This window comes from Geodermatophilus sp. URMC 64, from assembly GCF_053502555.1.
Window position 1 is genome coordinate 2,101,428 of the sequence record NZ_CP199955.1, and the last position, 22,728, is coordinate 2,124,155.

Here is a 22,728-nt window from a genome sequence, read left to right on the forward strand (position 1 = left end):
CGTGTCCACCGGCTACGGCTTTATCGACCAGCCGAACATCATGGCGTGGTCCTCGTGCGCGAGGTTGTGGCAGTGCGCCACGTACTCCCCGACGAAGTCGCGGAACCTGCGGAAGACGATCACCGACTCGCTCGGGTCCAGGGCCGCCAGGTCCTCACGGGCCTTGTCGTCCGGGTGCCCCGGGTCCGGTCGCTCGGAGACGTCCCGGCCGTTGCGCATGACCGTGCGGTGCTCCTCCTGGTGCAGGTGGACGGGGTGCACCCAGCCGCCTCCGCCGTTGCGGAGCTCCCAGAGGGCCCCGTCGGGGCCCCTCTTCATGGCGGCCACCGGCTGCTGGCCCGCCGGGTTCTTCAGGCTCTTCAGGTCGACGACCGGGTCGAAGGCCTTGCCGTTGATGAGCCACTCGAGCTCGCCGCCGGCGCTGCCGCGCTGCACCTCGAAGATGTGCCGGCCGGAGAGCAGGTCCCGCCAGTTGGCCGGCAGGGTCGGCAGCGGCCGCAGCGGGGTCTGGGCCGTCGGCAGCACACTGTTGTCCTCTGCGTCCCCCGCGATGACGAACTTCAGCAGCGGCACCTTGTACCGGGGATCGGGGGAGAAGCGGGTGGAGCTCGACCACATCCGGCCGGTGGGCATCTTCATGACGTTGGCCAGGTAGATCACGTCGTTGATGCTCGTCGTCTTGCCGTCCATCCAGTGGGCGAAGTCGACGATCACCTCGCGCCGCTTGGCCGGCCACAGCTCGAACGAGTCCCGCGTGATGGCGAACGGCAGCAGCCCGCCATCGGTGGCGATCTCGGTGAACCGCATGCACTGCTGGCCGTCCGGGATGCGGTACTGGCCCTGCAGCTCGTCGTCCGCGAGCCCCAGCGACACCGCGGACTTCGGGCCCTGGGTGGAGGTCATCAGCTTCAGCTCGTAGATCCGGGCGATCGAGGCGTCGAGGAACCTCAGGCGGTACTTGCGTCGCTTGACCTGCATGACGGGGTAAGCCACCCCGTTGACGGTGAAGATGTCACCGACGAACCCGTGGTTGGGGAAGTGCTTGTAGAAGGACTTCCCCCACCACTCCGGGTGCGCCCGGTTGCCGGGCACGGGGTACTCCTGGTCGTGGATGTCGTGGTGCGTGGTGACGCCGTCGTCCAGCCGGACGTCGAAGAGCGCCAGCGGGACGTCGTACTCGACGTCGAAGGAGCCGTCGCCGTAGTCGGTGCGAACACCGGGCAGCCGCAGGCCTTGGCGCTCGTCACCGCCGTCGGTCATGCCCGCGTTGCCCAGGGGCTTGGGGTCGTAGATCGGGTAGAGGCCGACCAGACCCTTGTAGACGTTGGCACCGGTGTGGTCGATGCGGTGGTCGTGGAACCAGAAGAAGCTCTGCTTCTCGGCGTCGTCGTTGCCGGCCGGGAAGTTCAGGTACAGGTTGTCGACGTACTTCCCCGGTGGGTAGCCGTGGACGTCCGGCCCGTAGTGGACCCCGAAGAAGTGCGGATTGCCGTCGCTCTCCGGCGCGGTGTGCCCGTTGTGCAGGTGGATCAGGAACGTGCGGTCCGGGGCGCCGAAGTCCTGGATGTCGAGGTCTCCGTCGTTCAGCTGGTTCCTGAGCCGCACGAGGACCGGCTTGCCGTACTCGGCGTTGATCCGCGGCCCCGGGAAGATGCCGTTGAAGCCGAAGATGACGCTCGGCGGCAGCGCGATGCCGACGGCGGGGTCCACGTCGACCCGCTGGCCGTTCGGGCCGAATGCGTTGGTCGGCTTCCCGTCGGCCGTGATCGGCAGGACCCTCAGGGGCCGTGCCGGGTCCTGCCTCTGGTCGACGAACCGGTGCTCGGCCAGCTGCACCGTGACGTCGTAGAGCATCGGCTCGAAGCGGGTGGGGAAGAAGGCCGGGCCCGGGGGAGTCGGGGGGATCTGGTGGCTCTGGATCTTGCCCTTGTTGTCGAGCAGGTCCGTCTGCGCCGTCAGGGACGGTGCCGGACTCATACTCGTAGCGGGGCGCAGCGCCTTGGGGTTCGTGATCTCGTCGGTGAACGGCTCGAGGATCAGCGGGCTGGTCGGGAACACCTCGGTGTAGATGGAATCGGCCCACGCCGTCGAGGCGGCGCCGAAGACACCGTCCGGTGTCCAGAGGCCGCGCTGCCGCAGGGACGGCTCCAGGATTGACCGGGCGGTGTAGAAGCCGACGGCGGCGGTGCCCAGGGCCCCGACGCGGAGGAAGGTCCGCCGGGTGACCCCGCGGTCCTCAGGGACGGCAGGGGCGTCCGGAGCGGATGGGGATGCGGGAGCTGCGGTGTGCTGGTCAGGAGTCATGGAGGTCCTCTCCATCGGTGCGTGCGGGCTCGGCCCGCACGCGGCGCAGCGGCCGGAAGATCTGTGTTCGGTCGCCCCAGGAGGGGCGCGGCGGAGGTGTCCCTCGGTGCCGCTGATCTGCTGCGGTCAGCGCACCGGCAGGCACCCCGCGGGTAGGGCCGCGGGTCGTCCTTCGCGTCGTCGTCGGTGCCGTCGAGCGGCGGGTTTCAGCCCCGGAGCGCGCGGCGCGATCGCCCGCGGAGGCGGCGGTCGGCGTGTCTGTGCGGGAGCCGGCCTCGCCGGCTGAGTGAGGCGTCGTCCATACGAGCCCCAGTGGATCGGAACGTCTCCCCCGACAGCGAGCAACTGTGTCTCGCAGGAGAGAAAGTTGGTAGCCGCAATCTGGTGGGGTATTCCGGCCCTGTTGTGGAGCGTCGCCACGCGGCGCGCTCGGGATGATGCGCAAGGTCTCGAGCGAGTGGACGCGGGCCAGATGCTAGGGATCGGCTCGAACTCAACTCACCGCGGGTCGATGCCGCCCTGACCGACCTCCATCTGGAACATCAGGTCGTGGTCCTCGTGGTCGGCGTTGTGGCAGTGCTGCATGTACGTGCCCTCGTGTCCCACGAAGTCGCCGATGAGCCGGGCCGTCTCGTTCTCGCAGGTGGACAACGTCCCTGCCACCGCTCTCCTGCGGCGCCGGCGGTCGGCTGAACCGGCTGAACGGGGTCGGTCGCTGCCGGTGGAGCAGCGACCGACCCCGGACGACGGGCAGGTCTCAGAGACCGATCTCCGTGTTCGACCTAGGAGGCGCGGCCAGCCGGGGGTCTGGACCGTCCAACGAGCCGTCCGCCGAACGCACCCAGAACTGGAACATCATGTCGTGGTCCTCGTGTGAGGTGTTGTGGCAGTGCATCATGTACCGGCCGTCGTGCGGTCCGAACCTCATGATGAGGCGGATCCGCTCGCCCTCCCCGAGGTAGACGACGTCCTTGGGGCCCTGCTCGTACGGTGCCGGTGGCCGGCCGTTGCGGTCGACGACCTTGAAGTCCACCAGGTGGATGTGGATCGGATGGAACCAGCCGCCGGAGTTGTTCTGCAGCTCCCACACCTCCGTCGCGCCGAGCCCGGGGTCGGCGATGAAGTCCGTGAACCCGGACGCCTCGACCTCCTCCCACGTGTGCCCGTTGATCGTCCACTCGCCGTTCTGGCGCTCGAAGCGGAGCCGGCGCACCGGCAGGCCGTTCGGCGTGAGGGCCATCAGATCGCGCGTCTCGGGGCTGACCTGAAGCGTCGCGGGCACCGGGCTGCTGTCGTCGGTCACCGTCCCGCCGGCGACGACGAACCGCATCACCTTGCCGGTGTTGTCGAAGTCGACGTTGTTGGGCAACCGGCCGTTGAGGACCTCGAAGCGCCGCCCCTGGAGGCCCGCGAAGTCGATCACCACGTCGTAGCGCTCGGCCATGCCGAGCTTGAGCCGGGACACCGTCGGCGGGGTGGGCAGCAGGCCGCCGTCCGTCGCGATGACCTTCATCTGCAGACCGTTGGTCAGTGACAACAGGTAGCTACGCGCCACGGAGGCGCCCAGGATCCGGAAGCGGTAGCGGCGCGGCTGGACGGTGATCTCGGGCCACGGCAGGCCGTTGACCAGGATGATGTCCCCCATCGGCCCCGACTGGCTGCGGTCGTCGAACAGCAGCTGACCGTCGCCGTCGAGGGCGACGTCGCTGATGATCAGCGGGATGTCGAACTCGCCGCGCGGGAACCGCTGGTCGGGTGCCAAGGGGTCTTCGAGGTGGTACTGCGCGGCCAGTCCCGTGTAGACGTTGTTCGCGGTGTGGTGCACGGCGTGGTCGTGGTACCACAGCGTCCGCGCGTCCTCGGTGTTGTCGTACAGGTAGTCCTTGAACTGCCCCGGGTCGGAGGTGTCGTTGGCGTAGCCGTCGTACTGCGGCAGGGACGGCGATCCATGCAGGTGCGTCGAGGTGGTGAACCTGTAGCCGAAGATCGGGTGGTTCTCCGGCATGTTGTTGATCTGCCGCACGGTCACCCGCTGGTTGCGGCTCACCTTGATGGTCGGCCCGGGGAAATGACCGTTGTAGCCCCACATCTGCGTGTCGATGTCGGGCACCAGCTGGGCGGTGAAGGCGCCTTGTTCGACCACAAAGAGGTCCCGCGGCGGCGCCGTCGGGTCCACCTCGTCGGGCACGGTTCCCGACGGACCCAGCACGGGTGGGACGAACTCGTCCATGCCGTGCGGGACGTAGGGCCGTGGCATCAGATTGCGCGGCAGTTCGGAGCTCTGCGCCGCTCTCAACGAGGGCGCGAACGGGATCGCCAGCACCGTGGCACCCACGGCGGACAGCTTGAGGACATCACGACGGGAGAGGGTGTCATCGGCCATGTTCTGAGCCCAGGGTGTCGTGCTTGTCCCCCGACGGCGGGAATACTGACGCTTTCGGAACGGAAGTCGTAGTACCTCAACCTGGTGAGGTCGTAGGTCCCTGGTCTGTCGAGCGCCGCCACGAGGCGCGTCGGATCGTGATACGCAACGTGCTGTGGGGGAAGCCTCCTCGCCGGCGGGGTGACCGGGTGTCCCGGCGGACTCACCGTGGGACGTCCCGCGGCGCGATGCCCCAGGCGGCCACGACCGCGTTGACCGCGAGATCGGCCGTAGCGGACGCTCGCTGGTCCGCTGCGCAGGCGTTCGGCCCGCGTCGTCAGGCCGGGACGGCGACCGGGACGGCGTGCGGCGCGGGCCGGCGACGGCGGGCGGCCAGGGCACCCGCGCCGATGAGGACCAGCCCCCCGGCGCACCAGGTGACGAGCACGAGCAGGGGCGCGCCGGCGCCCGCCCCGTCGAACCAGGAGACCGACCGCAGCAGCGTGCCCGTCGCCCCGGGCGGCAGCAGCTGGCCGAGGGTGCCCCAGCCGCTCGGCAGCAGCTCGGGCGCGCTCGTCAGCCCCGAGAGCGGGTTGCCGAGGAGGACGACCGCGGCGGCCCCGAGTCCGAGGCCGGGGGCGCCGGCCAGCGACTCCAGGCCCAGCAGCGCCAGCGCCGTGGCGGCCATGCCGAGGGCGACCACACCCGTCGTCGTCCACCAGCCGCTCTCCAGCGAGCCGAGCCAGGTGCCGAGCACCGTGGCGGTCACCATGCCGCCGGCCACCGCCATGGCGAGCGCTGCGACGACGCGGAGGCCGGTGCGGCGCATCAGCCGGGCCACCAGGGCGGCGGTGACGATGCCGCCGAGGGCCAGCGGCAGGGCGGCCGCCGCCAGCCCCGCGCCGCGGGGATCGCTTTCCGGCGTCGGGACGACGTCCTCCACCGGCACGGCCGTCCCCGACGCCGCGCCGAGCCCCGCGGCCACCTGGCGCAGGGACTGGGCGACCAGCGGCGAGGCGGCGGAGGCGACCAGCAGCCGCGGACCGCCGGCGTCGACGACCACGGCGCCGTAGATCTCCCGGTCCTCGATGGCCGCGCGGGCCGCCGGCTCGTCGGGGAGGGAGCGGACGTCGAAGGCGCCCGGCTCGGCCTCGCCCAGTGCGGCCGAGACCTGGGCGGTGGCCGCGGCCGGACCCGCCACGGCGATGGGGAGGTCGTGGGGTGCCGAGCGCACGGCGGGCCACGCGAAGGCGGTGAGCACCACGGTGAGGACGACGGAGACGAGCACGACGAGCGGCACCAGCCGGGCGGCGTCGTGGCGGGGAGCGGGATGCGACATGACGACCTGCCAAAACGAATGACCGTTCGCTTACGGCCCTGAGGTTCCTCCCTCACGGGTGTGCTGTCAAGAACGACCGTTCGTTTTACTATGGCGGGGTGCCCCGCGTCCCCGAGTCCCACCTGACCGCGCGCCGCGACCAGATCCTCGACGCGGCCACCGCGCGGTTCGCCATCAACGGCTTCCAGGCCACCGGGATGGCCGACGTCATCGCGGCCTCCGGGCTCTCCGCCGGCGCGGTGTACCGCTACTTCCGCAGCAAGGACGAGCTGATCGAGGCGATCGTCGACCGCGTCCTGGGCCGCGCGGCGGAGCGCTTCGAGCGGCTCCTGGAGGAGGGGCACGCCCCGGATCCGGCCGAGGCCGTGGCCACGGCCGTGGACCTGGTGGTCACGGTGGGGCAGGCCGGGCCGGTGGACGTGACCCGGGTCGCCGTCCAGGCGTGGGCGGAGTCGCTGCGCAACCCCGCGGTGGCCGCCGTCGCCGGCACCGCCTACGGCACGATGCGCGGCTACTTCGTGGAGGTCGTCCGCCGCGCGCAGCGGACCGGCCGGCTGCCCGCCGACGCCGACCCGGCGTCCCTGGGGGCGGCGCTGTTCTCCCTGGTGCTGGGCTTCCTGCTGCAGCGGCTGCTGCTCGGCGACGTCGAGCCCGAGGCCTACGTCGCCGCGGTCGGCGTGCTGGTCGCCCGGCCCGCGACGGCCGCGTCGTAGCGGTCGAGCAGCACGGCGGCGATGCGCTCGTCGGGCAGCAGGGGCGCGGTCACCGCGTCGGCGCCGGCCGCGGCCAGCTTGCCGGCGAAGTGGCCGGGCGCGAGCAGATAGGCCGCGACGACGACCCGCCCGGCGCCGCCGCGGCGGGCCAGGGCGACGGCGTCCGGCACCGTCGGCCGCGCCGCCGAGCCGAAGCCGGTGGACACCGGGCCGGCCCAGCGCCGCTGCAGCAGATCGGCGGTGTGCGCCACGTCGGCCCCCGAGCGCGGATCGCTGGACCCGGCGGCGGCCAGCACGACGGCGGTGCGCGGATCGCCCGGATCCGCGTCGGCGGCGAGCAGCCGGTCGTGCAGCACCTCGACCAGCCGCTCGTCGGGGCCCAGGGGACGGGCCGCGACCGCGCCGGGATGGGCGGCCACCGCGCCGGCGATGTCGACGTGCACGTGGTAGCCGCCGGAGAGCAGCAGCGGGACGACGACGGCCGGCCGCCCCTCGGCGGCGAGCCCCGCCACGACGTCGACCACCGTCGGCGGCTGCACGTCGACGAAGGCCGCCGTCGTCACCAGGCCGGGGCGCAGCCGGCGAGCGGTGAGGGCGAGCTCGGCGACCAGCCGGCGGCCGGTGGCGTTGCGGGTGCCGTGCGCGCACGCGACCAGCACCGGCTCCCTCATGGTGACCGCAGGCGCCCGCCGTCGACGGCGACGACCGTGCCGGTCACGTAGGACGCGGCGGGGGAGAGCAGGAACGCCGCCACCCGGCCGAATTCCTCCGGCTGCCCGATCCGGCGCAGCGGGATGCCGGCCTCGGTGCCCTTCCGCGCCGCCTCCGGATCGCCGGACGAGGCCCACAGCGAGGTCATCCGGTCGGTGGCGATGGAACCCGGCATCACCCCGAGCACGCGGATCCCCCGCGGTCCCAAGTCGTCGGCGAGCGACTTGATGGTCATCGCCAGGCCCGGCCGCAGCGCATTGGAGATGGCCAGCCCGCGCAGCGGCTCGCGCACCGACGTGGACAGGACGAAGCCGATCGCGGCACCCTCGCCGAGGTGCGGGACCAGCGCGCGGACCAGCCACAGCGGCCCGAGGACGACGCTGTCGTAGGCGGCGCGCCACTGCTCGGGCGTCGTCTCGAAGATCTCGCCGGCCGCGGGACCGCCGACCGAGATCAGCGCGCCGTCCAGCCGGCCGAGCCGCTCGGCCGCCTCGGCGGCCAGCCGCTGCACGGCCTCGCCGTCGGCGAGATCGGCGGTCGTGCCGAACGCCGCCGGCTCGCCGCCGAGATCGGAGACCGCCTTCTCCACCGACTCGGCGCCGCGCGAGCTGAGCAGCACGCGCGCGCCGTCGTCGACCAGGGCCCGGGCGGTCGCGAACCCCAGCCCCCGGCTCGCGCCGGTGAGCAGGAAGCCGCGACCGCCCAGCCCCAGGTCCATGCCGGGATCAGCCCTGCCGCAGGGAGCGCAGGACGTACTGCATGATGCCGCCGTTGCGGTAGTAGTTCGCCTCTCCCGGGGTGTCGATGCGCACCCGGGCGTCGAACTCCACGTCGCCGGCCTTGACCTTCACCGTGCGCGGCGTCTCGCCGTCGTTGAGCGCGGTGATCCCGGTGATGGTGAACTCCTCGTCGCCGGTCAGGCCGAGCGACTCGCGGTTCTGGCCCTCGGGGAACTGCAGCGGCAGCACCCCCATGCCGATCAGGTTCGAGCGGTGGATCCGCTCGTAGCTCTCGGCGATGACTGCCTTGACCCCGAGCAGCGCCGTCCCCTTGGCCGCCCAGTCGCGGGAGGAACCGGAGCCGTACTCCTTGCCGGCCAGCACGACCAGCGGGATGCCCTGCTGCTGGTAGGCCTCGGAGGCCTCGTAGATGGACGTCGTCTCGCCGGTCAGGTGGTTCTTCGTGACGCCGCCCTCGGTGCCGGGCACCAGCTGGTTTCGCAGCCGGATGTTGGCGAACGTGCCGCGGATCATCACCTCGTGGTTCCCGCGCCGGGAGCCGTATGAGTTGAAGTCGCGCCGCTCCACGCCGTGCTCGCGCAGGTACTTCCCGGCCGGGCTGTCGGCCTTGATGGAGCCGGCCGGCGAGATGTGGTCGGTCGTGACCGAGTCGCCGAGCACCGCCAGCGTGCGCGCGCCCTCGATGTCGGTCACCGGGGCCGGGGTCTCCGGCATGCCCTCGAAGTACGGGGGCTTGCGCACGTAGGTGCTCTCCGGGTCCCAGGCGAAGGTGTCGCCGGTGGGCGTCGGCAGGTTCTGCCACTGCTCGGTGCCGGCGAAGACGTCGGCGTAGTCCTGGGCGAACATCTCCGCCGAGATGGCCTCGTCGATCACCCGCTGGACCTCCTGCGGCGAGGGCCAGATGTCGCGCAGGTAGACCCCCTGCCCGTCCTTGCCGGTGCCCAGCGGCTCGCTGGTCAGGTCCAGGTCCATCGAACCGGCCAGCGCGTAGGCGACCACCAGCGGCGGGGACGCCAGGTAGTTCATCTTGACGTCGGGGTTGATCCGGCCCTCGAAGTTGCGGTTGCCCGACAGCACCGACACCACGGCCAGGTCGGCGTCGTTGACCGCGGCCGACACCGGCTCCGGCAGCGGACCGGAGTTGCCGATGCAGGTGGTGCAGCCGTAGCCGACGAGGTGGAAGCCCAGCTTCTCCAGGTACGGGGTGAGCCCGGCCTTCTCGTAGTAGTCCATGACGACCTTCGACCCCGGCGCCAGGGAGGTCTTCACCCACGGCTTGGTCGTCAGGCCGGCCTCGACCGCCTTCCGGGCCAGCAGCGCGGCGCCGATCATCACCTGCGGGTTGGAGGTGTTCGTGCAGGAGGTGATCGCGGCGATCACGACGTGGCCGTGGTCGATCTCGGTCTCCGTGCCGTCCTCCATGACGACCTTGGTCGGCCTCGAGGCGCGCTGCACCGGCCCGGCGGTGACCGCGCCGTGCGGCCGGCCGGCCTCGCCATCGCCGTGCGCGAACGGGCTGGCCGGGTCGGACGCCGGGAAGGTCTCCTCCACCGACTCGTCGACGCTGGACACCGCCTCCGGGGCGACGTCGGGGTCGTGCGAGATCTCCTCGACCTTCGCGTAGGCGGGCAGCGCGTCCCGGAAGGCCGCCTTGGCGTCGGAGAGCGCCACGCGGTCCTGGGGGCGCTTCGGGCCGGCGATCGACGGGACGACGGTGGCGAGGTCCAGCTCCAGGTACTCGGAGAAGGCGGGCTCGCGGGCCGGGTCGTGCCAGAGGCCCTGCTCCTTGGCGTAGGCCTCGACCAGCGCCACCTGCTCGGCCGAGCGGCCGGTGAGCGTCAGGTAGTTGATCGTCTCCTCGTCGATGGGGAACATCGCCGCGGTCGAGCCGAACTCCGGGCTCATGTTGCCGATCGTGGCCCGGTTGGCCAGCGGGACGGCGGAGACGCCCTCGCCGTAGAACTCGACGAACTTCCCGACCACGCCGTGCTGGCGCAGCATCTCGGTGATCGTGAGGACGAGGTCAGTGGCGGTCGATCCCTCGGGCAGCTCACCGGTCAGCTTGAAGCCCACGACCCGGGGGATGAGCATCGACACGGGCTGGCCGAGCATGGCCGCCTCGGCCTCGATGCCGCCGACGCCCCAGCCGAGGACGCCGAGACCGTTGACCATCGTGGTGTGGGAGTCGGTGCCCACGCAGGTGTCGGGGTAGGCGACGACGCGGTCGCCGTCCTGGCGCGGGAAGACCACGCGGGCCAGGTGCTCGACGTTGACCTGGTGCACGATGCCCATGCCCGGCGGGACGACCTTGAAGTTGTCGAAGGCGCCCTGGCCCCAGCGCAGGAACTGGTAGCGCTCGCCGTTGCGCTGGTACTCGATCTCCACGTTGCGCTCGAACGAGTCCGGGGTGCCGAACACGTCGACGATCACCGAGTGGTCGATGACCATCTCGGCCGGCGCGAGCGGGTTGATCTTCTGCGGGTCGCCGCCGATCTCGGCCATCGCCTCGCGCATGGTGGCTAGGTCGACGATGCAGGGCACGCCGGTGAAGTCCTGCATGACCACCCGGGCCGGGGTGAACTGGATCTCCTGGTCCGGCTCGGCGGACGGGTCCCAGTTCGCCAGCGCCCGGACGTGGTCGGCGGTGATGTCCTCGCCGTCCTCGGTGCGGAGCAGGTTCTCCAGCAGCACCTTCAGGCTGAAGGGCAGCTTGTCGGCGCCCTCCACCGCGTCGAGCCGGTAGATCTCGTAGTCGGTGCCCTCGACGCTCAGCGTCGCCCGTGCTCCGAAGCTGTCCTTGCTGGCTGCCACTTGTGCGCCTCACCCTCGCTGGTCGCTCGCGCTCGTTACCACCCTGGATCATCCCAGTCGCGGTCGCAGGGCGGGTCCCCGGGCCGGGCGCGGGTCACCCGTGACCTGCGACACCGGCCCTACGGTGGACGGCGTGAACGGCGAGGTGCCCGATCCGCTGCCCGGCTGGCTGACCGCCGCCGGCCGGATCACCGTCCTGACCGGCGCCGGGATCTCCACGGACAGCGGCATCCCGGACTTCCGCGGGCCGCAGGGCGTGTGGACCCGCGACCCCGAGGCGGAGAAGCTCTCGACGCTGCAGTACTACGTCGCCGACCCGGAGATCCGCCGCCGGGCCTGGCAGGAGCGCCGGCGGCACCCGGCGTGGACCGCCGAGCCGAACGCGGCGCACGCCGCCCTGGTCGACCTCGAGCGCCAGGGCCGGCTGCGGTCGCTGGTCACCCAGAACATCGACGGCCTGCACCAGAAGGCCGGGTCGTCGCCCGCGAGGGTCATCGAGGTGCACGGCACCGTGCACGAGGTGGCCTGCCTGTCCTGCGGCGACCGGACGACGATGCGCAGCGCGCTCGACCGCGTCGACGCCGGCGAACCGGACCCGGCCTGCCTCGTGTGCGGCGGCATCCTGAAGTCCGCGACGATCAGCTTCGGCCAGGCGCTCGACCCCGACGTCATCGACGCCGCCGTGGCGGCCGCCGCCGACTGCGACGTCTTCCTGGCGGTCGGCACGTCGCTGACCGTCCACCCGGCCGCCGGTCTCACCGACGTCGCCGCGCGGTACGGCGCCCGCGTGGTCGTCGTCAACGCCCAGCCGACGCCGTACGACGACCTCGCCGACCTCGTCGTGCGCGAGCCGATCGGCACCGCCCTGCCGCGGCTGCTCGCGGGATAACGTGACGGGGACCACGTCGAGCGGCCGGTCCGCCGGGCCGGCCCTGGCCACCGGGAGCCGGCATGCGCGTGCCCTTGACCACCCGTGACTTCCTCGACCGCGCCGAGCTGATCTACGGCGACCGGGTGGGCATCGTCGACGAGCCCGACCAGCCCGCGCCGTCGCTCGGCGAGGTGACCTACCGCGAGGTGGCCCGCCGCGGCCGGGCGTTCCAGGCCGCCCTCGACGGGCTCGGCATCGCCGAGGGTGAGCGCATCGCCATCGTGAGCCACAACTCCGCCCGGCTGCTGGAGCTGCTGCTCGCCGTCCCCTCGTCCGGCCGGGTGCTGGTGCCGATCAACTTCCGGCTCTCCGAGGAGGAGGTCCGCTACATCGTCGGGCACTCCGGCGCGCGGATGCTGCTGGTCGACCCGGAGCTGGAGACCTCGCTCAAGGGCGTGGACGCCGAGCACAAGTTCGGCACGGGGGAGGAGTACGAGCAGCTGCTGCGCTTCGACACCGAGCCGCGGCCGTGGGCGGAGCCGGACGAGGACGCCACCGCCACGATCAACTACACCAGCGGGACGACGGCCCGGCCCAAGGGCGTGCAGATGACCCACCGCAACATCTGGGTCAACGCGGTCACCTTCGGCATGCACATGCAGGTCAGCGACCGCGACGTCCTGATGCACACCCTGCCGATGTTCCACTGCAACGGCTGGGGCATGCCCTACACGGTCACCGGCCTCGGCGGGCGGCACATCGTGATCCGCAAGATCGACGGCGCGGAGATCCTCCGCCGGGTCGAGCGGCACGGCGTCACGCTGATGTGCGGGGCGCCGGCCGTGTGGAACGCCGTCCTGGAGGCCGCCCAGCACTGGGACGGCGAGATCCCCGGCCGCGACCGCGTCCGGATCGTCGTCGCCGGCGCCCCGCCGCCGTCGCGGACCATCGCCCGGGTCGAGTCCGAGCTGGGCTGGCAGTTCAACCAGATCTACGGCCTCACCGAGACCGCGCCGCTGCTCACCATCAACCGGCCGCGGGAGGAGTTCGACGCCCTCGACGCCGAGGATCGGGCGAAGAAGCTCTCCCGGGCCGGCGTCCCGGCGCTCGGCATCCGGCTGGAGACGAGCGAGGGCGGCGAGGTGCTGGCCCAGGGCAACGTCGTCCTCGCCGGGTACTGGCAGAACCCCGACGCCTCCGCCGAGGCGCTCGACGGCGGCTGGTTCCACACCGGGGACGGCGGCTCGATCGACGACGACGGCTACCTCACGATCTCCGACCGCAAGAAGGACGTGATCATCACCGGCGGGGAGAACGTCTCCTCGATCGAGGTCGAGGACGTCGTCTTCAGCCACCCGGCGGTCGCCGAGGTCGCGGTCATCGGCATCCCCGACGACAAGTGGGGCGAGCTCGTGACGGCCCTCGTCGTCCCCGCCGAGGGTCAGCAGGTCACCGCGGAGGAGATCATCGCCCACTGCCGCGGCAAGATCGCCGGGTACAAGATCCCCAAGCGGGTCGAGTTCCGCGACGAGCTCGCGCGCACCGCCACCGGCAAGATCCAGAAGTTCAAGCTCCGGGAGAGCTTCTGGTCGGCGTCCGAGCGCCAGGTCAACTGACGGTTCGCCTCTTCGTGAGCCCTCACCCCTCGGGGTGAGGGCCACTCCACCGCGCTCCCGATCGATCCGATCTTCGATGCGGTGCCTCCGTGGGGGCGCCGTGTCCGAGGTCGGCGTGCGCACCCCTGGGAGGGCTGCGCACCGGTGGAGAAGAGGTCGGTTTTCGTGCGTGCGCGCAGAGCTCCTGGGCGCGTGGTGGGGACGGCGACCGGCGTCCTGCTGACCGCTGCGCTCACCCTCGGCGTCACCGCCGGACCGGCCTCGGCCGCTCCCCGGCGGCCCACCGACACCCAGGTGCAGCAGGCGCAGGCCGCCGCCGACGCCGCCGCCGACCGGATCGACGCGCTGTCGGCCGAGCTGGCCGACGCACGGACCGCCGTCTCCCGCGCGCAGGCCTCCTCGGCCATCGCGCTGGACGACTACCAGGCCAAGCAGGCCGGCTTCGAGGCCGCGCAGGCCGCCGCGGAGCAGGCCGCGGCCGCTGCCGCGCAGGCCGAGGCCGACGAGCAGGCGGCCGAGGACGCGCTGATCGCGTTCGCCCGCCGCAGCTTCATGTCGCACAGCACCTACGCCGGGGCGGCCGCGCTGGTCACCTCGGCCGACCCGGCCGAGCTCGTCGAGCGGGCCGCCCTGCTCGACGCCGCGGGCGCGCACCGCACCGACGAGGTCGACCGCTTCGCCGTGGCGCGCGAGCAGGCCGACCGGGCCGACGCCGCCGCCCGGAGCTCCCTGGCCGAGGCCGACGTGCTGAAAGAGCAGGCGGCCCAGGCGCTGACCGTGGCCCAGGACGCCGAGCGCGAGGCCCGCGCGAAGGCGGCCGAGGTCGCCGCCGAGCAGGCCGATCTGCAGGACGAGCTCGACCGGGCGGAGGCCGAGCTGGTCGAGCTCGTCGGCGAGCAGCAGGCCGCCGACCGCTTGGCCCGCCAGGTCTCCTCCACCGCGACGGCCGGCTCGAACGCCGACCCGGTCGACCGGACGGAGGCCGGCCCGGGCTCGGCGTCCGCCGCGCAGGCGGCGATCGACGCCGGCATGGCCTACCTCGGCACCCGCTACTCGTGGGGCGGCGGCGGCGCGCACGGCCCGGGCCTCGGCATCGACCTGGACGCGAACGTGGTCGGGTTCGACTGCAGCGGCCTGACCCAGTACGCCTACTACCAGGCGGGGATCTCGATCCCGCGCAACAGCCGGGCGCAGTACGCGGACCTGCCCAAGGTGGCCAGGTCCGACCTGCAGGCGGGTGACCTGGTGTTCTGGGCGAACGACCCGGCCGACCCCGGCACGATCCACCACGTGGCGATCTGGCTGGGCGACGGCACGGTGCTGCAGGCGCCGGAGAGCGGCGACGTCGTCAAGGTCTCGAGGATGTGGTGGACCGGGTACGCCGGCGCGGTGCGCCCGAGCGCATGAACTCGCGCTGACCGGGCCACAAAGACAAAGGGCGTCGGGCAGCCACGGGGGGAGCTGCCCGACGCGGAATCCAGGCTAGCAGTGATCGCGCCCTCCCCGGCAGGGGTGTGCACACACGTCGTGTCGCCCCGGAGGCACAGCGCTCGCTCAGGAACCTGTAGGACACTGGCCGTCGACGGGCACGCCGCCCGTCGACGGCCTTCTGCGCGGAAGGTCGCGGATCGGCAGGACCAGGGAGCCACGTGACCAGCGCCGCCAGCACTCCGCTCGAGACCCCCTCCGGCAGTTCGCCGTCCGGCAGCTCCGCTGTCGGAGCGGGCGCGCCGGTGCCCCCCTCGGCGGACGCGGCGCGGCTGGAGCGGGTCCTGTTCGAGATCAAGCGGGTCATCGTCGGTCAGGACCGGCTGGTGGAGCGCATGCTCGTGGCGCTGCTCGCCCGCGGCCACGTCCTGCTCGAGGGCGTTCCCGGTGTGGCCAAGACCCTCGCCGTCGAGACCCTGGCCACCGTCGTCGGCGGCACGTTCGCCCGCCTGCAGTTCACCCCCGACCTGGTGCCGGCCGACATCATCGGCACCCGCATCTACAAGGCCGGTCAGGACACCTTCGCCACCGAGCTCGGCCCGGTGTTCGCCAACTTCGTGCTCACCGACGAGATCAACCGTGCGCCGGCGAAGGTGCAGTCGGCGCTGCTCGAGGTCATGGCCGAGCGGCAGGTCTCCATCGGCGGCGTCACGCATCCGCTGCCCGACCCGTTCCTGGTGCTGGCCACGCAGAACCCGATCGAGTCCGAGGGCGTCTACCCGCTGCCCGAGGCGCAGCGGGACCGGTTCCTCATGAAGGTGCTCGTCGACTACCCCAGCCCCGAGGAGGAGCGCGAGATCATCTACCGGATGGGCTCGGAGCCCCCGGTGGCCGACACCGTGCTCGAGCCCGGCGACCTGCTGCGCATGCAGAAGACCGCGTCGCACGTCTTCGTGCACCACGCCCTCGTCGACTACGTCGTCCGGCTGGTCGTGGCCACCCGGTCGCCGCGCCAGCACGGCATGGACGACGTCGCGACCTGGGTGTCGTACGGGGCCAGCCCGCGCGCCTCCCTCGGCCTGATCGCCGCGGCCCGTGCGCTGGCGCTGATCCGGGGCCGCGACTACGTGCTGCCGCAGGACGTCCTGGACGTCACCTCCGACGTGCTCCGGCACCGGCTGGTGCTCTCCTACGACGCGCTGGCCGACGGCGTGCCGGCCGACCACGTGGTCAAGCGGATCGTGCAGACGGTCCCGCTGCCGCAGGTGGCGCCGCGCCAGCGGGCCGCCGGCTACGGCGCGAGCGCGCCGGGCGGCCCGCACGTGCCGCAGGGCCCCGTGTTCCCCGTGCCGCCGGCCGGGCCGGTGCACTACGGCCCGCCGGGTCCGCAGGCGGCCGGCCCGCAGCCGCCGACGGCCCCGAACGGCGCGCCCGCTCCGCAGGGCAACGGCTTCGTCCAGGGTCCGCAGAGCTCCCAGGGCTCGTGACCCCGCTGTTCCGCCGGGGTGGCGCACCCGAGGAGGCGCCGCCGGCCGGACCGGCCCATCCCGGGCTGCTGCTGCACGCCGCCGCGGGAACGCCGGGCTCCGGCATCGACCCGGGGGCCGGCGACGGCGCGCCGCCGCGGTTCACCGACGGTCCCGCCGACGTGCTGCTGCGCCGGCTGGAGCTGACCGTCCGCCGCCGCCTCGACGGGCTGCTGCAGGGCGACCACCTCGGCCTCGTGCCCGGCTCGGGCAGCGAGGCCGGCGACTCGCGGACCTACCACCCCGGGGACGACGTCCGGCGGATGGACTGGCCGGTCACCGCGCGCACCCAGGTGCCGCACGTCCGCGAGACGATCGCCGACCGCGAGCTGGAGACCTGGGCGGTCGTCGACCTGTCGGCCAGCCTGGACTTCGGGACGGCGAACTGCCAGAAGCGCGACCTGGTCATCGCCGGGCTGGCCGCGGTCAGCCACCTGACCGTGCACGGCGGCAACCGGCTCGGCGCGGTGGTCACCACCGGCGAGCGGGTGGACCGCTACCCGGCGATGAACGGCCGGCTGGCGGCGGAGCGGCTGCTGCGCTCGGTCGTGGCGACGCCGCGGGCCTCCGGCGGCCGCCGCGGCGACCTGGCCGCGGCGCTGGAGACGCTGCGCCGTCCGCACCGCCGCCGCGGGCTGGTCGTCGTCCTCTCCGACTTCCTGGGCGACAGCGACTGGGAGCGGCCGCTGCGCGGCCTGTCGGCCCGGCACGAACTGCTCGCCGTGGAGGTGGTCGACCCGCGCGAGCTCGAGCTGCCGGACGTCGGCGACCTGACGGTGGTCGACCCGGAGAGCGGGCAGACCCTGGAGGTGCCGACGGGCAACGCGGAGTTCCGCCGGCGCTTCGCCGAGGGGGCCGCCGCGCAGCGCCAGGCGATCGCCGCCGCACTGCGGCGGGCCGGCGCCGGGCACCTGCAGCTGCGCACCGACCGCGACTGGCTCATGGACGTCGTTCGCTTCGTCGCCGACCGCCGGCGCGCCGGCACCGGAGGTGCCTCCCGATGAGCTTCCAGTCCCCGGTCTGGCTGCTGCTGCTCCTGGCGGTCGCCGCGCTGGTCGGCCTGTACGTGTGGCTGCAGCTGCGCCGCAAGCGCTACGCCGCGCGGTTCACCAACGTCGCGCTGCTGGGCACGCTGGTTCCCAAGCGGCCGGGCTGGCGCCGGCACCTGGCCTTCGGGCTGGTCGCGCTGGCGCTGGCGGCGCTCGTGGTGTCCCTCGCCGTCCCGAGCAGCGAGGTCCGCGTCCCGCGGGAGCGGGCGACGGTGATCATGGCGGTCGACGTGTCGCTGTCGATGAAGGCCACCGACATCGAGCCCACCCGGTTCCAGGCGATGCAGACCGCGGCCAAGCAGTTCGTCGACGTGCTGCCGGAGCGGATCAACCTGGGGCTGGTCTCGTTCGCCGGCTCGGCGACCACGCTGGTGCCGCCGACCACCGACCGCGCGCAGGTGCGGGCCGCGATCGACCACCTGGAGCTGGCCGAGGCGACGGCGATCGGTGAGGCGGTGTTCACCTCCCTGACCGCGATCGAGAACTTCCAGGACAGCCTGGACACGCCCAGCAAGGACCTCCCGCCGGCCCGCGTCGTGCTGCTCTCCGACGGCTACAACACCGTCGGCCGCGACGACACCCAGGCGATCGACGCGGCGACCGCCGCGCAGATCCCGGTCTCGACGATCGCGTTCGGCACCGACTACGGCACGCTCGACCTCAACGGCGAGACGGTGCCGGTGCCGGTGGACCGGGCGACGCTGAAGAAGATCGCCGACGAGACCGGCGGCAGCTACAGCGAGGCGGCCAGCGCCGCGGAGCTGGAGAAGGTCTACGCCGACCTCGGCAGCCAGATCGGGTACACGACCGAACCGCACGACATCAGCCCGTGGTTCGTGCGGGTCGGCGTTCTCCTGGCCTTCCTCGGCGCCGTCCTCAGCCTGCTCTGGACCAGCCGCCTGCTCTAGCGCGAGGGGTCCAGGACCAGCTTGCCGGTGGTGCGGCGGGCGAGCAGGTCCTGGTGCGCCTCGCGGACGGCGGACAGCGGGTAGCGCCCGCCGCCGACCGGCTTCAGCACGCCCTCGGCGACCATCGGCAGCAACTCCTCCATGGCCGCGTCCATCATCTCGGGACGGCTCATGCAGTGGGCCAGCCAGAAGCCGATCACCGCTCGGCTGGTCCCCATGAGGGACGGCGCGTTGATCGGCTTCGGGGGCACCCGGCCGGCCATCCCGTAGGCCACGAGGCGACCGAAGGGAGCCAGCGCGGACATCGACCCGTCGAAGACGTGGCCGCCGGTCATCTCCAGCACGATGTCGACGCGGTGCCCGCCGTTGGCCTCCCGCAGCGCGGCGGTGAACTGCTTCGGGTCGTCGTCGGCCAGCGCGGGATCGACGCTGGCGTCGGCGCCGAGTTCCTCGGTGAGCGCGCGCTTCTCCGGGCTCGACGCGGTGGCGATCACCCGGCCGGCGCCCCAGTGCTTGGCCAGCTGGACCGCCAGTGATCCGACGCCGCCCGCCCCCGCGATCACCACGACCGACTCGCCGGGCTGCAGGTGTGAGCAGGTCCGCAGCATGTGCCAGGCCGTCGCGCCCTGCACCACCAACGCGAGTGCCTGCTCGTCGCTGACCGCGTCCGGGACCTCCCAGGTCAGGCGCGGCGGCGCGACCACCTTCTCGGCGTAGCCACCGGCCGGGGCGAGCCCGACCACCCGCGGACCGTCGCCGGCGCGGCCGACGAACTCGGTTCCCGGGATCAGCGGCAGCTCCTGGGCGGCGAGGTAGCTGTTCTCGGTCTGGTGGGTGTCGGCGTAGTTGATGCCGGCGGCGGAGACGTCGTAGAGCTCTTCACCCTCCCCGGGCGTCGGATCGGGGAGGTCGACGACGTCGAGGACCTCGGGGCCGCCGAAGCGGGTGATCTGCACGGCACGCATGGAGGTGAGGCTAGGGCGTGGCCGCGCGGGCCTGCGTCGAGGCGCAGTGCCGCTGTCTCTCGCACCACATCGGGCCGACACGCCGGTCGCCCACCTCCCCTCTGGGTAGTGGCGGCGGATGCCGCAGCCGAAGTTGAAGCCAGTCCGCGATCAGGTCGTCGTCGTGATGGGTGCATCCAGCGGGATCGGTCGCGCGACCGCGGCCACGTTCGCCGCGGAAGGGGCGAAGGTCGTCGTCGCCGCGCGCGGGGAAACCGGACTCCGGTCGCTGGTCGAGGAGATCCGGGCCCGCGGAGGCACGGCCTGCCTCGAGGTCGCGGACGTGACCGACCCCGCCCAGACGCGACGGGTGGCACAGCGTGCGGTGACCGAGTACGGCCGGCTGGACACGTGGGTGCACGCCGCCGCCGTCCTGCTCGTCGCCCCGTTCGAGCAGACGACAGCGGAGGAGTTCCAGCGGGTCGTCGACGTGAACCTGATGGGGCAGGTCCACGGCGCCATGGCCGCTCTCCCGCACCTGAAGCGGCAGGGCGGGGCGCTGATCCACATCTCGTCGATGGGTGCCAAGCGGGGCGTGCCCCTGCAGACCGCCTACTGCGCCTCCAAGCACGGCCTCGACGGGTTCCTCGAGACGCTGCGGACCGAGGTGCGCCGTGACGATCTGCCGGTCAGCGTCACCAACGTCATGCCGGCGACGATCAACACGCCGTTGTTCGACCAGGCCCGGACGAAGATCGGGGTCAAGCCCGTCGCGCCGCCGCCGATCTACCAGCCGGACGTGGTGGTCGACGCGATCCGGTACGCCGCGGAGAACCCCGTCCGGGATCTGGTCGTCGGCGGGTCGGCGAAGGTCCTCATCCTCGGCGAGAAGCTCGCGCCGCGCCTGATCGACGGGCTCATGGTCCGGCTCGGTTTCGAGGCGCACGACACCGGGGAGCCGAAGCCGGCCGATGCGCCGGACAACCTCTTCGCCCCGCTGGACGGCCACGACACCGCACGGGACGGCTTCGACGACAGTGCCTGGCCGCGCAGCCTCTACACGTCTCTGCGGCGGCAGCCGATCGTGAAGCGGATCCCCTTGGCGGCCGAGGCGCTGGCGGTGGCGGGATTCGTCCTGCGGCCGTTGATCCGGTAGTCCATGCAGGCCACGTCCGTCCCACCGCGACCACCCCGCGGCGTCACCCGTCGCCGGCCGTCGCCGCGGCCTCGTCCACGAGGCGGATCACCCGCCCCGGGACGTCGGCGATCCCGCTGTGGCCAGCGAAGGGAAGCACGCGGAATCGGGCGCCGGGCACCAGCACCGCCAGCCACGCGGCCTGGCTCAGCGTCACGACGTCGTGCGTCCCTGTGCGATGAGGAGCAGGCAGCCGACGTCGTGGTAGTCCAGCGTGACCTCGGGCAGGACGGCGTGGCGCAGCAGACGCCAGAAGTCCTCCGCCTCCGCGAAGCCGCGGACCAGATCCGTCGCCTCGTCGGCCGACGTCCGCCATCCACGGGCGCGCGGGAGGCCCAGCGCTGCCGTGCGGAGGACCGCGGAGCGCAGGAGCGGGTCAGCAGCCGGCGCGAGGCCGCTGTGGCCGAGTCGTGCCGCCGCGAGCGCCGCCGCCTGGTGAGCGCGCTCGAGCGGGCTCAGCGGTCCGGTCGGCGCGATCGCGACCACCGTGCGTGCCCGGTGGCGCCGAGCCAGCTCCAGGCCGAGGCGGCCACCGAGGGACGAGTCCAGGACGTGCGGCGGGGGGCACCGCCGGCGACCGCCCCTGCCCCGGCAGGTCGAGAGCCAGGACGTCGTAGCGTCGGGCGAGCGCCGGCGTCACGGCTCGGAACTCCGCCAGGGTGCTGGCCAGCCCGGGCAGGAGCACCAGGGGCGGCCCGCTGCCTTGAACGCAACCCCGATCGGCGCGCCGATCGAGCCCCGGCCGTCGGGTAGGGGGCCGGTGTTCCCGCGTCGAGCCCGCGCATGCGCTCCGGGGGACGCGCCGGCCTCTCCTACCCGACGCCCGCTGTCGCCGACCCTGACGGCGCGCTGGGGATCAGCGAGTGATCGGGATGCGGCGACGCCGGTTCTGCGAGGACTTCGGAACCCGGACGGTCAGGACGCCGTCCCGGAGCGAGGCCTCGACGTGCTCGTCGTCGACCTCGGCCGGGAGGGTCACCGCGTAGTGGAACTTGCCCACCTTGCGGGTGCGCCGGTGCAGGATGCCGGTGCGCTTCTTCTCCTGGATCTCCCCGGAGACGGTCAGGACCCGGTCGTCGAGCTGCACGTCGACGTCGTCACGTGCCAGGCCCGGCACCTCCAGCTCGACGACGTAGGCGTCATCGGTCTCCTCCAGGTCGCCCAGCGGGACCCAACGATCCAGGGCGCTGAGCGGGCCGGCCTCCCACAGCTTCGCGACGCGGTCGTACAGCTCGTCCAGCTCACGGAAGGGGCCCCACCGTTCCGGAGCCCTCTGTCGGTTCAGCACAGGCAGCGTCATCTGGAGTCCTCCTCTCGGAGTGGTCGATACCTACGTACACGAAAACTTCTAGCAGCCGCTGCAGATTCCCGTGTGCGCGCGCGGCGGGCGGAGGCATCCCGGCCGGTCGCAGGGGCTCGGCAGCATCGTCGTCATCCCAGTCCTCCGTCAGCGAGCCTGCTGGGCTGCCCCCAGGTGCTGGTCGAGCCAGCGCTGGATGGTGGTCGCGGGCTGGGCGCCGACGAGCCGTGCCTGCTCCCGGCCGTCGACGAACAGCAGCAGCGTCGGGATGCCGCTCACCCGGAGTCGTGAGCTCACGGCGGGCGCGGTGTCGGCGTCGACCTTGGTCACCTTGAGCCGCCCGGCCCGATCCCGCGCCAGCTGCTCCACGATCGGGGCGACGGTGCGGCACGGCCCGCACCAGGGCGCCCAGACGTCCACCAGCACCGGCAGACGGCTCTCCGTCACGACGGCATCGAAGTCGGCGTCCCCCGCCGCGACCAGCCAGGGCAGGTCGGCGTGGCAGGCCGAGCAACGGGGCCTGCCCCGTGCGGCGGCGGGAAGCCGGTTGCGCCGTCCGCAGCTCGGGCAGATGGTCAGAGCAGGCCGTGCCGTGCCAGTGCCCATCGCAGCTCCCTCCCGGTCGGTTGCTCGAGCCACTGCCCGCCGACGTTCACGACCGGATGGCGCAGGACGCCGCCGGTCATCCAGCGAAGTCGGCGCCCGGCCTCCGGGTGGAGATCGAGGTCGACGTACTGGTAGGGCACCCCGGCGCGGTCGAGGAGCCGGCGGGTCATCTGGGTGATCCCGCACCACCGGTTGCCGTAGACGGTGACCGGCGCGGTCGCGACGGCCGGCCGCACGGTGACGGCCGGTTGCATCGGGACCATGTACGTGGTCGTCATCGAGTCCTCCTTCGGATGTCGCGGCGC

Annotated in this window: 22 protein-coding genes; 8 read left to right on the forward strand and 14 right to left on the reverse strand. The window is 72.7% G+C overall.

The features are described from left to right. Positions 1-12 precede the first annotated feature (12 nt). The 4 genes from ACWIYF_RS10330 to ACWIYF_RS10345 all read right to left on the reverse strand — a co-directional run bounded on the left by ACWIYF_RS10330 (position 13) and on the right by ACWIYF_RS10345 (position 6,005). A complete protein-coding gene (locus tag ACWIYF_RS10330; protein WP_448628037.1) occupies positions 13-2,304 on the reverse strand; it encodes a multicopper oxidase family protein in 2,292 nt (763 codons plus the stop codon). Positions 2,305-2,802: 498 nt separating this feature from the next. After that, positions 2,803-2,967, reverse strand: coding sequence for a multicopper oxidase domain-containing protein (locus tag ACWIYF_RS10335; protein WP_448628038.1), 165 nt, complete (start codon positions 2,965-2,967; stop codon positions 2,803-2,805). 94 nt (positions 2,968-3,061) lie between these two features. Further along, positions 3,062-4,687 carry a multicopper oxidase family protein gene (locus ACWIYF_RS10340; protein ID WP_448628039.1) on the reverse strand — a complete coding sequence of 542 codons (1,626 nt, stop codon included), beginning with the start codon at positions 4,685-4,687 and terminating at the stop codon, positions 3,062-3,064. A gap of 316 nt (positions 4,688-5,003) precedes the next feature. Continuing rightward, positions 5,004-6,005 carry a hypothetical protein gene (locus ACWIYF_RS10345; protein WP_448628040.1) on the reverse strand — a complete coding sequence of 334 codons (1,002 nt, stop codon included), beginning with the start codon at positions 6,003-6,005 and terminating at the stop codon, positions 5,004-5,006. Between the two features lie 98 nt (positions 6,006-6,103). Here ACWIYF_RS10345 and ACWIYF_RS10350 point away from each other — a divergent pair, with 98 nt between their 5' ends. Further along, the gene (locus ACWIYF_RS10350; RefSeq protein ID WP_448628041.1) at positions 6,104-6,718 is read left to right on the forward strand and encodes a TetR/AcrR family transcriptional regulator; all 615 of its coding nucleotides are present in this window, start codon (positions 6,104-6,106) and stop codon (positions 6,716-6,718) included. Here the strand turns inward: ACWIYF_RS10350 and ACWIYF_RS10355 are convergent. Genes ACWIYF_RS10355 through ACWIYF_RS10365 form a run of 3 tightly spaced genes read right to left on the reverse strand, consistent with a single transcriptional unit; the run spans position 6,664 to position 10,980 of the window. Then, on the reverse strand, positions 6,664-7,389 hold the full coding sequence (locus ACWIYF_RS10355; protein WP_448628042.1) for a sirohydrochlorin chelatase: 726 nt from the start codon (positions 7,387-7,389) through the stop codon (positions 6,664-6,666). The genes ACWIYF_RS10350 and ACWIYF_RS10355 overlap by 55 nt on opposite strands. After that, on the reverse strand, positions 7,386-8,147 hold the full coding sequence (locus ACWIYF_RS10360) for an SDR family oxidoreductase (protein ID WP_448628043.1): 762 nt from the start codon (positions 8,145-8,147) through the stop codon (positions 7,386-7,388). Before ACWIYF_RS10360 ends, ACWIYF_RS10355 begins: the two co-directional genes overlap by 4 nt. Positions 8,148-8,154: 7 nt before the next feature. Further along, entirely contained in the window at positions 8,155-10,980 is a 2,826-nt protein-coding gene (locus ACWIYF_RS10365; protein ID WP_448628044.1) for an aconitate hydratase, read from the reverse strand. A gap of 133 nt (positions 10,981-11,113) precedes the next feature. On the opposite strand from ACWIYF_RS10365, the gene ACWIYF_RS10370 reads away from it, so the two are divergent. The 6 genes from ACWIYF_RS10370 (at position 11,114) to ACWIYF_RS10395 (ending at position 18,378) form a co-directional block, all read left to right on the forward strand. Continuing rightward, a complete protein-coding gene (locus ACWIYF_RS10370) occupies positions 11,114-11,869 on the forward strand; it encodes an SIR2 family NAD-dependent protein deacylase (protein ID WP_448628045.1) in 756 nt (251 codons plus the stop codon). Positions 11,870-11,931: 62 nt separating this feature from the next. Then, positions 11,932-13,467, forward strand: coding sequence for an AMP-binding protein (locus tag ACWIYF_RS10375; RefSeq protein ID WP_448628046.1), 1,536 nt, complete (start codon positions 11,932-11,934; stop codon positions 13,465-13,467). Positions 13,468-13,659: 192 nt separating this feature from the next. After that, positions 13,660-14,874, forward strand: coding sequence for a C40 family peptidase (locus ACWIYF_RS10380; protein WP_448628047.1), 1,215 nt, complete (start codon positions 13,660-13,662; stop codon positions 14,872-14,874). Between the two features lie 326 nt (positions 14,875-15,200). Then, positions 15,201-16,382 (forward strand): AAA family ATPase, encoded by a 1,182-nt coding sequence (locus ACWIYF_RS10385; protein WP_448628048.1) that lies wholly within the window; start codon positions 15,201-15,203, stop codon positions 16,380-16,382. Beyond that, positions 16,379-17,425 (forward strand): DUF58 domain-containing protein, encoded by a 1,047-nt coding sequence (locus ACWIYF_RS10390; protein WP_448628049.1) that lies wholly within the window; start codon positions 16,379-16,381, stop codon positions 17,423-17,425. Before ACWIYF_RS10385 ends, ACWIYF_RS10390 begins: the two co-directional genes overlap by 4 nt. After that, positions 17,422-18,378 carry a VWA domain-containing protein gene (locus ACWIYF_RS10395; RefSeq protein WP_448628050.1) on the forward strand — a complete coding sequence of 319 codons (957 nt, stop codon included), beginning with the start codon at positions 17,422-17,424 and terminating at the stop codon, positions 18,376-18,378. The genes ACWIYF_RS10390 and ACWIYF_RS10395 overlap by 4 nt, the downstream gene beginning before the upstream one ends. Here the strand turns inward: ACWIYF_RS10395 and ACWIYF_RS10400 are convergent. After that, entirely contained in the window at positions 18,375-19,343 is a 969-nt protein-coding gene (locus tag ACWIYF_RS10400) for a quinone oxidoreductase family protein (protein ID WP_448628051.1), read from the reverse strand. The two genes, ACWIYF_RS10395 and ACWIYF_RS10400, sit on opposite strands and share 4 nt — an antisense overlap. 118 nt (positions 19,344-19,461) lie before the next feature. On the opposite strand from ACWIYF_RS10400, the gene ACWIYF_RS10405 reads away from it, so the two are divergent. Continuing rightward, on the forward strand, positions 19,462-20,478 hold the full coding sequence (locus ACWIYF_RS10405) for an SDR family oxidoreductase (protein ID WP_448628052.1): 1,017 nt from the start codon (positions 19,462-19,464) through the stop codon (positions 20,476-20,478). Between the two features lie 43 nt (positions 20,479-20,521). Here the strand turns inward: ACWIYF_RS10405 and ACWIYF_RS10410 are convergent, their stop codons facing one another. The 6 genes from ACWIYF_RS10410 to ACWIYF_RS10435 all read right to left on the reverse strand — a co-directional run bounded on the left by ACWIYF_RS10410 (position 20,522) and on the right by ACWIYF_RS10435 (position 22,701). Beyond that, positions 20,522-20,674 carry a hypothetical protein gene (locus ACWIYF_RS10410; protein ID WP_448628053.1) on the reverse strand — a complete coding sequence of 51 codons (153 nt, stop codon included), beginning with the start codon at positions 20,672-20,674 and terminating at the stop codon, positions 20,522-20,524. Continuing rightward, on the reverse strand, positions 20,671-21,003 hold the full coding sequence (locus ACWIYF_RS10415) for a hypothetical protein (protein ID WP_448628810.1): 333 nt from the start codon (positions 21,001-21,003) through the stop codon (positions 20,671-20,673). Before ACWIYF_RS10415 ends, ACWIYF_RS10410 begins: the two co-directional genes overlap by 4 nt. After that, entirely contained in the window at positions 20,894-21,202 is a 309-nt protein-coding gene (locus ACWIYF_RS10420) for an alpha/beta fold hydrolase (RefSeq protein WP_448628054.1), read from the reverse strand. Before ACWIYF_RS10420 ends, ACWIYF_RS10415 begins: the two co-directional genes overlap by 110 nt. A 171-nt stretch (positions 21,203-21,373) precedes the next feature. Further along, positions 21,374-21,817 (reverse strand): Hsp20/alpha crystallin family protein, encoded by a 444-nt coding sequence (locus ACWIYF_RS10425; RefSeq protein ID WP_448628055.1) that lies wholly within the window; start codon positions 21,815-21,817, stop codon positions 21,374-21,376. A 147-nt stretch (positions 21,818-21,964) separates the two neighbouring features. After that, positions 21,965-22,423 (reverse strand): thioredoxin, encoded by a 459-nt coding sequence (trxA, locus tag ACWIYF_RS10430; RefSeq protein ID WP_448628056.1) that lies wholly within the window; start codon positions 22,421-22,423, stop codon positions 21,965-21,967. Then, a complete protein-coding gene (locus tag ACWIYF_RS10435; RefSeq protein WP_448628057.1) occupies positions 22,393-22,701 on the reverse strand; it encodes a glutaredoxin family protein in 309 nt (102 codons plus the stop codon). Before ACWIYF_RS10435 ends, trxA begins: the two co-directional genes overlap by 31 nt. Between the last annotated feature and the right edge of the window lie 27 nt (positions 22,702-22,728).